The organism is Streptomyces sp. NPDC041200 (assembly GCF_055591805.1).
Map to the genome: position 1 here is coordinate 103,593 of NZ_JBVIZF010000017.1, position 13,404 is coordinate 116,996.

7 protein-coding genes and 3 pseudogenes are annotated in these 13,404 nt (G+C 71.3%); 5 read left to right on the top strand and 5 right to left on the bottom strand.

The window, feature by feature from the left end; translation table 11 throughout:
- The first annotated feature begins 10 nt into the window (after positions 1-10).
- Together ACZ6CL_RS29550 and ACZ6CL_RS29555 are read left to right on the top strand one after the other, a co-directional pair.
- Positions 11-1,171 (top strand): sensor histidine kinase, encoded by a 1,161-nt coding sequence (locus ACZ6CL_RS29550; protein ID WP_468940956.1) that lies wholly within the window; start codon positions 11-13, stop codon positions 1,169-1,171.
- Complete coding sequence (locus ACZ6CL_RS29555; protein WP_468940959.1) at positions 1,147-1,806, top strand: response regulator; 660 nt, start codon at positions 1,147-1,149, stop codon at positions 1,804-1,806. Before ACZ6CL_RS29550 ends, ACZ6CL_RS29555 begins: the two co-directional genes overlap by 25 nt.
- Before the next feature lie 16 nt (positions 1,807-1,822).
- Here the strand turns inward: ACZ6CL_RS29555 and ACZ6CL_RS29560 are convergent, their stop codons facing one another.
- The gene (locus tag ACZ6CL_RS29560; protein ID WP_468940960.1) at positions 1,823-3,010 is read right to left on the bottom strand and encodes a flavin-dependent oxidoreductase; all 1,188 of its coding nucleotides are present in this window, start codon (positions 3,008-3,010) and stop codon (positions 1,823-1,825) included.
- Positions 3,007-3,387 (bottom strand): YybH family protein, encoded by a 381-nt coding sequence (locus tag ACZ6CL_RS29565; RefSeq protein WP_468940963.1) that lies wholly within the window; start codon positions 3,385-3,387, stop codon positions 3,007-3,009. The genes ACZ6CL_RS29560 and ACZ6CL_RS29565 overlap by 4 nt, the downstream gene beginning before the upstream one ends.
- Positions 3,388-3,508: 121 nt before the next feature.
- Here ACZ6CL_RS29565 and ACZ6CL_RS29570 point away from each other — a divergent pair, with 121 nt between their 5' ends.
- Together ACZ6CL_RS29570 and ACZ6CL_RS29575 are read left to right on the top strand one after the other, a co-directional pair.
- On the top strand, positions 3,509-4,429 hold the full coding sequence (locus ACZ6CL_RS29570) for a LysR family transcriptional regulator (RefSeq protein WP_468940965.1): 921 nt from the start codon (positions 3,509-3,511) through the stop codon (positions 4,427-4,429).
- Between the two features lie 52 nt (positions 4,430-4,481).
- A pseudogene (locus tag ACZ6CL_RS29575) lies at positions 4,482-5,399 on the top strand (IS5 family transposase).
- Between the two features lie 86 nt (positions 5,400-5,485).
- Here the strand turns inward: ACZ6CL_RS29575 and ACZ6CL_RS29580 are convergent.
- The 3 genes and pseudogenes from ACZ6CL_RS29580 to ACZ6CL_RS29590 form a co-directional block, all read right to left on the bottom strand.
- Complete coding sequence (locus tag ACZ6CL_RS29580; protein WP_468940968.1) at positions 5,486-6,490, bottom strand: terpene synthase family protein; 1,005 nt, start codon at positions 6,488-6,490, stop codon at positions 5,486-5,488.
- 307 nt (positions 6,491-6,797) lie between these two features.
- Positions 6,798-7,472, bottom strand: a pseudogene (locus ACZ6CL_RS29585) (cytochrome P450); the annotation flags it as partial.
- A gap of 90 nt (positions 7,473-7,562) precedes the next feature.
- Entirely contained in the window at positions 7,563-11,972 is a 4,410-nt protein-coding gene (locus ACZ6CL_RS29590; protein WP_468940970.1) for a non-ribosomal peptide synthetase, read from the bottom strand.
- Positions 11,973-12,155: 183 nt separating this feature from the next.
- On the opposite strand from ACZ6CL_RS29590, the pseudogene ACZ6CL_RS29595 reads away from it, so the two are divergent.
- Positions 12,156-13,073: pseudogene (locus tag ACZ6CL_RS29595) on the top strand (IS5 family transposase).
- The last annotated feature ends 331 nt before the right edge of the window (positions 13,074-13,404 follow it).

Here is a 13,404-nt window from a genome sequence, read left to right on the forward strand (position 1 = left end):
GTCGGATCCCGTGATCCCCCGCACCGTGCCCCGCATCCTCCTCCGCCCCTTCACCCTGCTCGGGCGGGCGGTGGGCTATCTGCTGTCCGGCGGGCTGTTCGCGGCCGTCGTCTACGTCGGGCTGGGCGGACTTCTCACGGCACCCATCGGGCTGGTGGCCCGGGTGGTCTGCGGGCTTTTGGCCGTGGCCTTCGCGGTCGCGCTCGCGGGTCCGTTCGAGCACCGCCGGCTCGCCCTCGTCGTACCCGGTCTGCCGCGCCCGCCGGACACCTGGCGGACGGTCGGCTACGGCGCGGTCTCCGTCCTGGCGGCCGGCTGGGCCGACCTCGCCGTCGTCCTGGTCTCCCTGGGCATCCCCGGTGCGCTGCTCCTCACCCCCTTCCAGCCGACCGCCGCGCCCTGGCAGACGGTCGCGGGCCCGGTCGCGGGCGCCCTGCTGCTGCCCGTGGCCGCCTGGCCCATCGGCGCGTGGGCCAGGGCGCGCGCCACCGTCGCCCAGGCCGTGCTGGCTCCCCGGGACCACGAACTGCGCGAGGTGGTGCGCTCCCGGGCCCGGCTGGTCGACGCCTTCGAGACCGAACGCCGCCGCATCGAGCGCGATCTGCACGACGGAGCACAGCAGCGGCTGGTGGCGCTCACCATGAAACTGGGCCTGGCCACGCTCGCCCTGCCGCCCGGCAGCGAGGCGGCGAAGGAGGTCGGGGAGGCACACGGCCTGGCCAAGGAGGCGCTGGCCGAGTTGCGGGAACTGATCCGCGGGGTCCATCCGCAGGTCCTCACCGAACGCGGACTGCCCGCCGCCGTACGGGACATCGCGGGCCGCTCCCCCATCCCCGTCGACCTCGACGTCGACCTTCCGGGGCGGCTGCCGCCCGCCGTGGAATCCACCGCGTACTTCGTGGCCGCCGAGGGCTTGAGCAACATGGCCAAGCACAGCGGTGCCTGCCGTGGCCGGATCGCCGCCCGGGTCCACGACGGTGAGCTGCGCGTCGACATCGAGGACGACGGGGTCGGCGGCGCCACCCCCGGCCCCGGTACGGGACTCGTCGGGCTCGCCGACCGTATCGCCGCCGCGGACGGCAGAATGCTGCTGTCCAGCCCACCCGGCGGGCCCACCCTCCTGAGAGCGGAGATCCCGTGCCGTCCGTGCGACAGTCCCTCCGTATCGTGATCGCCGAGGACGCCGTCCTGCTGCGCGAGGGCCTGGTCCATCTGCTGGGCCGTTTCGGCCACCGGGTCCCGGCCGCCGTCGGCGACGGCCCGGGACTGCTGGCGGCCGCCCGGGAGCACCGGCCGGACCTGGTCATCGCCGATGTGCGGATGCCGCCCGGCTTCACCGACGAGGGGCTGCGGGCGGTCCGCGAACTCCAGGCCGGGCAGCCGGGCCTGGCGGTCCTCGTGCTCAGCCAGTACGTCGAGCAGACCTTCGCCGAGGAGCTGCTGGAGGACCGCCGCGACGGCGCGGGCATGGGCTATCTCCTCAAGGAACGCATCGGTGACGTCGAGGAATTCGCCGACGCCGTCGCCCGGGTCGCGGCGGGCGCCACCGTCGTCGACCCCGAGGTCGTGCGCCAGCTCCTCGCCCGCCGCCGCGATCCGCTGGCCCGGCTGACACCACGGGAGCGCGAGGTGCTGGCCCTGATGGCGGAGGGCCGGTCCAACGCGGCGATCGCCCGCCGTCTCGTCGTCACCGAAGCGGCCGTGGCCAAGCACATCGCGGGCATCCTGCTGAAGCTCGACCTGCCGCCCGACGCCCCCGACGACCACCGGCGGGTCCTGGCGGTGCTCGCCTATCTGCGCGCGTGAGGCGGGATCGCCGCGTTCAGCGGCGGGTCAGGGACGGGCGGGTGTTCAGCGTCTCCACCTCGCTTCCGGTGGCGCGCCGATAGGTGTCGGTGATCCGGGCCAGCTCCCGGGGGTCGCTCCCGCCGTCGCGGTGCATGGCCCGGTTCGCCCGTACGACGGCGGCCGTCGCGTCGCGGCGCGCGGCCTCGTAGCGGGCCAGCCCGGTGCGTACCCCGTCCGGCCCGGAGAGTTCGTACGCCAGGACCCGGGCGTCGACGATGGCCTGGGACGCGCCGTTGGCGCCCACCGGGTACATCGGGTGCGCGGCGTCGCCGAGGAGCGTGACGCGGCCGCTCCCCCAGGACGGCAGCGGGTCCCGGTCGGCCATCGGGTACTCCAGGATCTCGCCGCAGTCGGCGATCAGGGCGGGCACATCGAGCCAGCCGAGCGCCCAGTGCGCGTAGTGCGGCAGCACATCGGCCACCCTCCCGGCGCGGTTCCAGGCCGCGTCCCCGGGAAGCGGGCCCGGTGCGGCGACCCTCACCAGGCACACCCAGTTGATCCGGTCGCGGCCGATCGGGTACGCGATCAGCTCGGCGTTCCCGTCGCTCACGATGGCCGCCGAGCGGCCGGTGAGGAACGGAGCGGCCTTCGTCGTACCCCGCCACATCCGCACGCCCGACCACAGCAACGGTCTGCCGTCCGGGTGGAGTTCGGCGTGCACCGCCGAATGCAGTCCGTCGGCGCCGATGAGCGCCTCGGCGTCCTGTTCCCCGGCCGTGCCGGTGGCGCGGTCGAGCACCCGCACCCGGACCGTCTCTCCTGGTCCGGGTGCGAAGCCCGTCACGCGCGCTCCGGTGCGGATCGCGCCGGGGCCCAGCCGGTCCCGGACCGCCGCGAGGAGCAGCAGTTGCAGCTCGCCGCGGTGGATCGAGTACTGCGGCCAGCGGTAGCCCTGGGCCACTCCGCGCGGTTCGCTGAAGATCCGGTGGCCGTGCCGGTCGGCGTACACGTTCTCGGCGGTGGCCACGCCGAGGTCGGCGAGGGCGTCGCCGAGGCCGAGTTCGGTCAGCTCCCGTACGGCGTGGGGCAGCAGGTTGATGCCGACGCCGAGCGGGCGGATCTCCCGGGCGCTCTCCACGACGGTGGCCTCGATGCCCGCGGCGTGCAGGCTGAGCGCGGCGGTCAGCCCGCCGATGCCCGCTCCGGCGATGAGGACGCTCATGCCCCGGGCCGAGCGGCGGGGCGGATCTCCGGGCGGTCGATGACGCGCAGCCAGGTGCCGTCCGGCTCACGGCGGACGACCTGCACCCGGCCGCCGGTGTTGTCGCCGGACGGGGTCGAGGTGAGGGCGAGGTCGCCGTAACGGACAGTGGGCAGCGGCTCCTCCAGCCGGAAGGGTTCCGTCGTGTGGTCGAGCAGGGCCTGGCACACGGCGCGGATGCCCTCCCGGCCCACGGTCACGGACCCCGGAGGGTACGCGAGCACCGCGTCGGGTGCGTACAGCTCGGCCATGCCCTCGGCGTCACCGGCGTTGGCGCGCTCGACGAACAGCCTGGTCAGGTCCTCGGCGATGGTGGCGCGTTCGCGCGTGCCGGTCATGGCGGGTCCTCCTGTGTGTTCTCCGCGGTGTCCTGTCTCTCCACTCTCCGGCCGCGCGGATCAGAAGTCCAAGAGATGGTGGGTCTGACCGTCAGAAGTGTTGGTTATAGAATTGGTGGCTATGGAACTGCGTCAGCTCGCGTACTTCGTGGCGGTGGCCGAGGAGCGGAACTTCACCCGGGCCGCGGAGCGGGAGCATGTGGCCCAGCCCGGGGTGAGCGCCCAGATCCGGCGGCTGGAGCGCGAGCTGGGCCAGGAGCTGCTGGACCGCTCGGGCCGCTCGGTGCGGCTGACCGAGGCGGGCGAGGCCGTCCTGCCGTACGCGCGGGCGGCGCTGTCCGCGGTGGAGGGCGCGCGGCAGGCCGTGGACGAGCTGACCGGGCTGCTCCGGGGGCAGGTGGCGGTGGGGACGGTGACCTCGCACACCGCCGATCTGCCGGACCTGCTGGCCGAGTTCCACGACGCCCATCCGGCGGTGGAGATCACCTTGTCCGAGGCCAACTCGGACCAGCTCCTGGAGGGCCTGCGGACGGGGCGGCTCGACGCCGCGATCGTCAGCGTCGGACGCCACACGCCGCCCGGGATCGAGATGCAGGTGCTCACCGACCAGCCGATCGTCGCGGCGGTCGGACCCGGCCATGAGCTGGCCGTGCACTCCGCCGTCTCGCTGGACACCCTGCGCGGGCGGGCCCTGATCAGCCTGCCGCCCGGTACGGGGCTGCGCACCCGGCTCGACGAGGCGTGCGCGGCCGCCGGGTTCGCGCCGCACATCGCCTTCGAGGCGAGCGATCCGGAGGTGCTCGCCCAGCTCGCCGAGCGCGGTCTGGGCGCGGCGATCCTGCCCGGTTCGTTCGCCGAGGCGCGGGCGGACCGGCTGCGGACGGTCCGCATCACCCGGCCGTCGATGCGCGGGCGGCTGGTGTTCGCGTGGCGGGCGGGCGGCCCGAGCGGCCCGGCCGGGCGCGCGCTCGTCGCCCGCGCCTGCCCGGCGCTGGCCGAGCGCGCCCGCCGTGTGCCGGACGACCGGGCCGCGCCCTCCTAGGACTTGTCCGGGCGATCATGTGACTGTCTCGTGTCTTGGTCGTTGAGGTGGCATGGGGCGGGGTGATCTGAACGATGCGGAGTGGGAACGACTGCGGCCGTTCCTGCCGGTCAGCAACGGGCGTTGTGGCAGGTGGCGGGATCACCGGCAGGTGATCGACGGGATCTTGCACCGTGTGCGAACCGGGGTGCAGTGGCGTGATCTGCCCGAACGGTTCGGGCCGTGGAAGACCGTCTACGAACGCCACCGGCTGTGGTCGGCCGACGGTACCTGGGAACGCCTGCTGCAGCAGGTCCAGGCCGCGACCGGCGTCGTCGGCGACATCGACTGGGACATCGCGGTCGACTCGACCGTCGTGCGCGCTCACCAGCACGCGGCCGGTGCCCGCATCGATCCGCCGACGGCGACCGCGTCAAAGGGGGCCGAAACAGCAGAACACCAGGACGAGCCACCATGGCAGAGCCTGCTCGCCCGCCTGGTGGAGGTGGTGCAGGAGGTGAGGGCCTGGGCCGCTCGCGCGGCGGGCTCACGAGCAAGCTCCACCTGAGCTCCGACGGCCGCTGCCGCCCCCTGTCCCTGATAGTCACCGGGGGACAGCGGGCCGACTGCACCCAGTTCCAGCCGGTGCTCGAGAATCCGCGCTCCACGGCCGGGACCGGGCAGACCGCGCACGAAGCCCGACAGCCTCGCCGCCGACAAGGCCTACAGCAACGGGCCCTGCCGCGACTACCTGCGACGACGAGGCATCCGGCACACCATCCCGGAGAAGGCCGACAGCCAGGCCGCCCGCTTACGCAAAAGCTCACGCGGCGGGCGGCCACCCGGATTCGACGAGGAGCGGTACAAGAAGCGCAACACGGTCGAGCGGGCGATCAACAGGTTGAAGCAGTCCCGGGCCGTGGCCACTCGCTACGACAAACGCGGCTACGTCTTCCTCGGCACCGCCACCACAGCCGCCCTGGTCATTTGACTTCGCACGTGATCGCCCGGACGAGTCCTAGCGGATGATGGAGTGGGCGTGTCCTGCAAGGGGCAGCGCTCTGGGTGCCAGGGGGATCATGCGCCCAGTTCCTCCAGATAGCCGAGCCGTCCGGCCGGAATCGCGTACTCGGGCGAGTAGCGTCCGGAGCGCCGGTGCCAGTCGTAGGCTCCGCGGATGAGCGCGCGGATCCCGTCGTTGAGGTATTCGTCCGCGGTGGCGCGTTCGGCGGCGGGCAGACTGTAGGAGTCGTAGACCTTCGGCAGGCAGGCCTCGATCATCAGGAACTGTTCCATGCGGGTGCGTACCTCATCCTGCAGGTACGCGATGCAGCGCGGGACGGGCCAGCCTCTCTCCCGTTGGACGACCAGGACGATGTTGTTCTGCTCCCCGCGGGCCTCTTCCTTCTCCAGCGAGGTGATGTCGTTGTCGATCAGGTTGGTGTCGATGGCGATCCGCAGCATCGCGGCGATGACGGCACTGTCGAAGAGGCCCTGGTGCACTTCGTAGTGACCCACTCTCTCGGCGAGGTCCACGGTGGGCTGCGCCCCGATGGTGTGGCGGCGCATGGCCAGGTACTCAGCCATCGAGCTGCAGGGCGCGCGACGGTGACGGCTGGCGGCTTCGTCCACGTAGCTCGAGAGGTATCCGCGCCACGTCCGGGCGGCCCTCGCGCACCACGCCGATGACATTCCCTGGCAGCTCCGCCGCCAGACGTCGGCGAATCCGTGCGCGATGGCCGGGGCGTCAGCGGGCAGTGGCCCGTGGAGCGCGGCGGCCACGGCGTCGGTGAGAGCGCGTGCTGTCCTGGGGTCTTCACCGCGCGGGCCGTCGAACAAGTCGTCGAACAGGAAGAAGAACGTCATCAGGTCGACGCCCAGGTCCGCGTCCGGTCCGGTGGCGGACGGGTAGAAGCGGGCGGCCAGGTCGGCGTAGTCGGCGTGGAGGTGGCGCTGCTCGGCGGCTTCGGAGTTGATGAGGCCGAGCGCCCGGGGCCAGGCCAGGTGGTGGGCTTTGGTTCGTTCGTAGTCCCGGCTGCGGCGTGACGGGATCGGCATGAAGAATTCGATGTCCTGAGGCATGCCTTGCTTCCTTCCTGGATGGGTCCGGCGGCAAATGCCCTTCGCTCTGCCGTCGCCCGTGGTGAGCGCAGTTCGCGTCGTGCAGGGTGATCACGCGAGGCAGGCCGGAGCGGTCCTCGGATGGACCCCTGTGGTCGCAGCGTGCGGGGTGGGCGTGAAGGTAATCGGGGAGCCGCGTGAGATTGCGGGTGAAGATGCCTTTCTCGATCAGGTTGGCGCCTTCGGCGAGACGGAGATCGGGGAGCGCTTCGAGCAACTGGTTGACGGCGCTGTCGACGGTAATCCGTGCGATGTGTGCGCCCAGGCAGTAGTGCCGGCCCCGGCCGAAGTGCAGGATGGAGCCGCACGGGGTGAAGTCTCGCGCCGGATCGATCTCTGCACGGTAGGGGTTGAAATTGTCGGGCTCGTCGAATCGGGTTTGGTCCCGTTGGGCGGCAGCCACTATGCAGGCGACGGTCGACCGGGCAGGGATGCGCCCGCTGGGCAGGTCCACGTCCTTGGCAGTGAAGCGCAGGAGCATGTGGGCTGGAGGGTTCAGCCGGGTCGCCTCCAGGTGCATCCGATCGATCAGGCTTCTGTCGTGCAGCATGGCCTGAAGGTGCTCGGGACGCAGGAGCAGTTCTTTCAGCGTGTACGTGATCGTGGCGCTCGTCCCGTGCCCGTTCGCCGCGATGAGGGTCGAACAGTGCGCCTGGGTCTGCTGATCGGTGAGAGAGAATCCGTCGATCTCCGCGATGCAGAAGGCCGACAGGAGGTCGTCGCGGGGATGTGCCGGCCGAAGGCGATGTCGATGGTGTAGCCGGAGATCGACGGATTCTCGGCGAACCATGTGCCGATGCTCTCGGAGGAGTCGCTCCAGTAAGGGGAGGGACGGCTCAGAGGGTTGCGGACGAAGGGCAGCGCCCAGGAAGAGCGCCACCATGGCGGTCCCGATCCGGCCGACGACCGTGGCCTCGCGGTGTTCGTCGTGGGCGTTGAGCATGGACGCGTCCTCACATGGTGGGTGGTGGAGGGGATGGCTGTGGCCGGTCACGGACAGCGCAGGAGCGAACGGGTGACTAGCTCGGAGCGGTCAGCGCGGGCCGGTGAGCCAGGAGTCGGCAGGGACCAGGCCCTTCCACGGCAGATCGGCCGAACCGGCCAGGGCGGCGAGCGCGTCCGCCAGACGGGCCAGGAGGTTCTCGGCGTAGTGGGGCGGGGCGTAGGCCGGGTCGAAGATGACCGCGAGGTCCAGTGCGTCGCCGCTCTCGCGGGCCAGCAGGCCGAGGTCGCAGGGGAGTTGGAAGAGGTGACCGCAGAAGGCTGGGTCGAGCTGGTCCGTGCGCACGGTGTCGCAGCCGGTGAGGCGCAGTCCCTCGACCGGGGGCAGGTAGTCGTAGAAGACGAACTGTGAGGAGGCGAAGAGCTCCCCGATGTGCGGGTGGACTCCCGCCAGGGTGAGCAGAGAGGCACTGTCGTGGCGCAGTGCCTGCTGCAGGTCCTCGTCGGCGGTGTGCAGTGCTTCTCGCACCGTCAGCGCCGGATCCTGGGGGACGCGATGGCGTACGGGGACAGCCTGGCCGTACAGGCCCGCGGTGTGGGCCATATTCTGGGGATGGGCGGCGCTGACTGCCAACAGCAGCGTCTCGTCCTGTCCGGTGTCGGCTGCCACGGCTGCGGCGAAGAGCGCGTACAGGGCGCTGGCCGGGGTCATGCACTCGGCGCGAGTCAGCGCCCGGAACGCGGCGGTGGTGGCGGCGGGGATGCGCAGGGTGCGCAGCAGCGCGTCGTGGACCTCGGTGTAGGAGCCCAGCCGGGCAGGCGGGATCAAGAGGCCGGGCCGCGCGCCGGTGAGCTGCCGAGTCCAGAAGTCGAGGTCTTCGGAGCGTGGCTCCTCCGGTGCGTTCAGGGCGCAGTAGTCAGTGGCCGGGAGGGTACTGGTGCGGCCCGCTACGGCGTCCGCGTACAGGGTGGACAGTTGCTGTTCGACGAGATTGAGGGACCAGCCGTCGGAGATGAGGTGGTGCAGTCGCAGGCTCAGTAGGTGGTCGTGCGGCCCGACGTCGAGCAGAGTCACGGCGAAGACGTGCCCGGCGGACGCGTCGAGGGGATCGGCGGCGTCCAGGGCTGCCAGGAACTCTTCGGGACTGCTGTTGCCTGCCGTGTCGAAGCGGGGGCGACGCAGGAGCCCATCGTGAGCGGGGTGCACGGTCTGGTGCAGTTCCTCCAGCTCGCCGGTCAGGTGTACCGCGGTGCGCAGCGCCGGCTGATGTGCCACCAGGCGGTCGACAGCCGTCGACAGGGCACCGAAGTCGAGCGGGCCCCGGATGCGGTAGTGGCATTCCAGCGCGAAGCGCGGCCCGTGACTGGGCAGGATCCCTCCGGCCCGGTCGTCGTTGACCCGCAGGAACTGGTGAGTGGGACTTACGGGCAGCCGCACCCCCGCCGGCCCGACGTCCCCGAGAGCGTCCGCGGAGGAGGCAGCCCTCTGCCCGGACGGCGAGGTATCCGGGGCAGCCAGGTGGGCAGCCAGCCGGGCCACGGTGGGGTGTTCCAGCACCGTACGGGCCGGAAGACGGCGGCCCACGGCGGAGCCGATCTGGGTAGCGGCCCGTACCGCACTCAGCGAGTCGCCACCGAGCTCGACGAAGTCATCGTCCACGCCCACCTGGTCGAGTTCCAGGACGGATGCCAGGATCGAAGCGAGGGTCTCCTCCAAGGGGAGTTCGGGCGCCCGGTAGATGGTGGACACCACCGGCCGCTCGTTCGACGGCGCGGGCAGGGCCGCCCGGTCGAGCTTGCCGTTGGCGCCCAAGGGCAGCTCCGTCAGCAGCACATACCGGCTGGGCCGTTCCTGCTCAGGCAGGCGAGCCTCGGCCTGCCGTCGCAGTGCCGGGAGCAGGTCGTCGGCCGCCCGGGCCAGTACGTGCCGGTGCACAGGGGCGGAGAGGAGCTCACCGTCGTACGTTGGCTGCGGCCACCGGACGCTTACCGGCGCCCCTGTGTGGGCCTTCGGCGAGGACGGGCTGGCAGCCGGGAGGAAAACGGTGTCGAAGGCACCGTCGCGGTACCCCGCCGCGCGGGACAGCCGCATCTCGCGCCCCAGCTCGGCGGCGAGTTCCGCCACTTCGGCGGGGTGTACGGCGTCAGCTTCCGCGCGGGCGGCCAAGGTGCGCAGGTCGCCCGCGGTAAGGTCGCTGCGGCCGGTGGCGAGGACGTCCCGTACCGCGCAGGCCCCGGCCGTACGGCGATTGGGCACACGCAGCACACCCACCGGCCCGGGCTCGGCCGTCAACAGCTCACGCAGGCCCTCCGGCGTGCCGGGCCAGGAGCGCCATTGCTCCACTTCGAGTACGGAGCCCGGCGGCTCGGGTGTGAGAACCGCGTCGAAGCGGAAGTCGTTCATCTCGTTGCGGGCTTGCCCGGTGCGAGGCCGCACCTCCGCGTGGGGTGCACCGAAACGGGTGAACCAGCGTGGATCCACCAGCAGATGAGGATCGAGGGCGATCCGGCGCCGCCACCGGGCGCGCAGTACCTCCACATCCGTGTCGTCCTCGGCCCCGTGGAGCACTACGGCCGCGTGGAAGGCGTCCTGCACCGTGCGGTCCTTCACGTCTGAGAACACGACCCGCCCTCCGGGAGCCGCCGCCCCGAGCGCGCCCGTCACGGCGCGGGACAGGTGAGCGTCTCCGTGCAGGTAGGGCACGACCGAGTTGCACAGCACGAGCTCCATCCCCGTGACGTCTGTGGCGCTGGTCACATCCCCGCGCCGCAGCTCGACATGGGACAGAGCGGAATCATCGAGGCGGGTGCGCAGCGCGGACAGGGACTCGGCGGAGATGTCCACGCCCACGGCGCGGGAGGCCGCCCCGGCCAGCCGGGTCAGCATCATGCCTGAGCCGCAGCCCAGGTCCAGGACACTGTTCGGGGGCCCGCCCTCGTTGGCCAGGCGCACCGTGGCGCCAATCCACTCGTCCATCTCCGCATCCGGCAGTTGTTCACCGGTGTAGCTGCTGGTCCAGCCCGTCCGCTCGTCGCGGAAATCCAGCCCGCTGAACAACTCGTCCCAGGCTTCGTGCAGGTGGCGGGCAGCGCTCTGTTCATCCCAGTTCGGGACGACATGGGCCAGCAGCCGCCCCCGATGGATGCCCACCACTGCATCCCGTACCCCGGGCACTTCTTGCAGCACGCGGGCGACTCCCTCGGGCTCCACGCGGAACCCGCGCACCTTCACCTGAGCGTCGCACCGGCCCAGCAGCTCCAGACGGCCGCTCGCATCGAGGCGTCCGAGATCGCCGGTGCGGTACATCCGTTCCCGCGGGTCCTGCGCGTGTGCGACGAACCGGGAGGCGGTCAGCTCGGCATCCCCCGGATATCCCTCGGCCAGCCCCGCGCCCGCCACGCACACCTCCCCGACCTCACCGGCCGGAACGGGCCGCCCGTTCGCGCCCACCACGAGCACCGGTGTGCCCGGCAGGGACGTGCCAGCCGTCACCGGATCTCCCGGCCGCAGCACGCCGGCCGCACACCACACGGCCGCCTCGGTGGGGCCGTACGCGTTGACGAGCTCCACACCCGTCATCCTGCGGTGGTGCTCGGCGGCCAGCTCGCTCGGGCACGGCTCGCCTGCCACCAGGACCTGCCGCAAGTCCGGCGAGGGCCCCTCCAGACGCGACAGCACCACCCCGTACATCGAAGGCGTGAGGACGACATGGCTAATGGGCCCCCGCGAAAGCTGCTCGGCCAGCTCGGACACGGCCCGCTGGGGGGCCGGGGATGCCACACGCACGGTTCCGCCCGCCAGCAGCGTCCACCAGATCCCCGGCAGCGACGCGTCCGTCGTCATGGGGGAGACCATCATCATGTGCCGGACCGGTACGGGAAACCGGTGGGCATAAGCACGCATGGTGTGCGCGATCGCGCGGTGTCCGACCGCGACAGGCTTGGGCCGCCCTGAAGTGCCCGAGGTATGGATGATGTACGCGGTCATCCCGGGCGTGGGCCCCGGGAGGCTCCCGGCGTCGTCCGCCAGTGAGGCGTCCCCGGCGCCGGCGGCTGACCGACGGGGCGTCGGCCCGGTCAGGTCCACCCGGGCCACGCAGTCCGGCAGACATTGCCCGGGCAGTGCGAGCACCCGCCGCACGTCCACTCCCGCCAGCAGATCCCGCAGCCGGTCCGGCGGTTCGTCGGCGGACACCGGTACGTACACCGCGCCAGCCGCGAACACGGCCAGCTGCGCCACCACCGCTCGTACGCTGCGCGGAATCGCACAGGCCACCGCGTCGCCCGCCCGGATCCCGTCCGCGTGCAGAATCCGGGCCCACCCTCGGGCTTCGTCCATGAGCTGGGCGAAGGTCAGGCTCTCCGACGCATCAGTCACGGCCGTCGCTCCGGAGCACCCCTGAGCACGCTCGCACAGCAGATGCCACAGGGTGGCATTCGCTTCGAAGGAAGATGGTGGCAGTTCGGAGTCGGCCTCGTGCAATTCGAGAATGTCCGTCACTTGTTTCCCAAAAGTAGAGATGTGCGCACCGACTCAGTCGACGATGACCAGGGGATGGTGTCCAGCGTGAGGGTTCCCTACACCGTCCAGCGTGAGGGTTCCCTACACCATCGCAGGAGTCCTACAACTAGGACTTGTCCGGGCGATCATGTGACTGTCTCGTGTCTTGGTCGTTGAGGTGGCATGGGGCGGGGTGATCTGAGCGATGCGGAGTGGGAACGACTGCGGCCGTTCCTGCCGGTCAGCAACGGGCGTTGTGGCAGGTGGCGGGATCACCGGCAGGTGATCGACGGGATCTTGCACCGTGTGCGAACCGGGGTGCAGTGGCGTGATCTGCCCGAACGGTTCGGGCCGTGGAAGACCGTCTACGAACGCCACCGGCTGTGGTCGGCCGACGGTACCTGGGAACGCCTGCTGCAGCAGGTCCAGGCCGCGGCCGACGTCGTCGGCGACATCGACTGGGACATCGCGGTCGACTCGACCGTCGTGCGCGCTCACCAGCACGCGGCCGGTGCCCGCATCGATCCGCCGACGGCGACCGCGTCAAAGGGGGCCGAAACAGCAGAACACCAGGACGAGCCACCATGGCAGAGCCTGCTCGCCCGCCTGGTGGAGGTGGTGCAGGAGGTGAGGGCCTGGGCCGCTCGCGCGGCGGGCTCACGAGCAAGCTCCACCTGAGCTCCGACGGCCGCTGCCGCCCCCTGTCCCTGATAGTCACCGGGGGACAGCGGGCCGACTGCACCCAGTTCCAGCCGGTGCTCGAGAATCCGCGCTCCACGGCCGGGACCGGGCAGACCGCGCACGAAGCCCGACAGCCTCGCCGCCGACAAGGCCTACAGCAACGGGCCCTGCCGCGACTACCTGCGACGACGAGGCATCCGGCACACCATCCCGGAGAAGGCCGACAGCCAGGCCGCCCGCTTACGCAAAAGCTCACGCGGCGGGCGGCCACCCGGATTCGACGAGGAGCGGTACAAGAAGCGCAACACGGTCGAGCGGGCGATCAACAGGTTGAAGCAGTCCCGGGCCGTGGCCACTCGCTACGACAAACGCGGCTACGTCTTCCTCGGCACCGCCACCACAGCCGCCCTGGTCATTTGACTTCGCACGTGATCGCCCGGACAAGTCCTAGGCGGTCACACCACGGGGCGGCGTCCGGTCGGCAGACGATGCCGGTCAGCGGGGAGTCGGTGCACCGGCCGAACGAGGCGGGATCGCGATCTGCCCCGTCTCCTGGTGTGAGACGGCCATTGACAGCGGCGAACGGCGGATCCCATCATTGGCCCATGATCAGGAACTGGTTCGAGACGACGGGACACCTTCGCGCCCCGGATCGGACCGGCTGTGAGCGCTCGGGCCTCTAGTCGGCCTTCCCCGGCCCTCGTGAGAGCCGTCACGTGCCACCAGGCCCGCGCCCGGACTGCTTCCTGAC

What these genes read in the sequence shown, in the direction of transcription:
- ACZ6CL_RS29560 (WP_468940960.1), bottom strand. Translation starts at nt 3,010, where the DNA reads ATGAGCGTCCTCATCGCCGGAGCGGGCATCGGCGGGCTGACCGCCGCG.
- ACZ6CL_RS29565 (WP_468940963.1), bottom strand. Translation starts at nt 3,387, where the DNA reads ATGACCGGCACGCGCGAACGCGCCACCATCGCCGAGGACCTGACCAGG.
- ACZ6CL_RS29570 (WP_468940965.1), top strand. Translation starts at nt 3,509, where the DNA reads ATGGAACTGCGTCAGCTCGCGTACTTCGTGGCGGTGGCCGAGGAGCGG.
- ACZ6CL_RS29580 (WP_468940968.1), bottom strand. Translation starts at nt 6,490, where the DNA reads ATGCCTCAGGACATCGAATTCTTCATGCCGATCCCGTCACGCCGCAGC.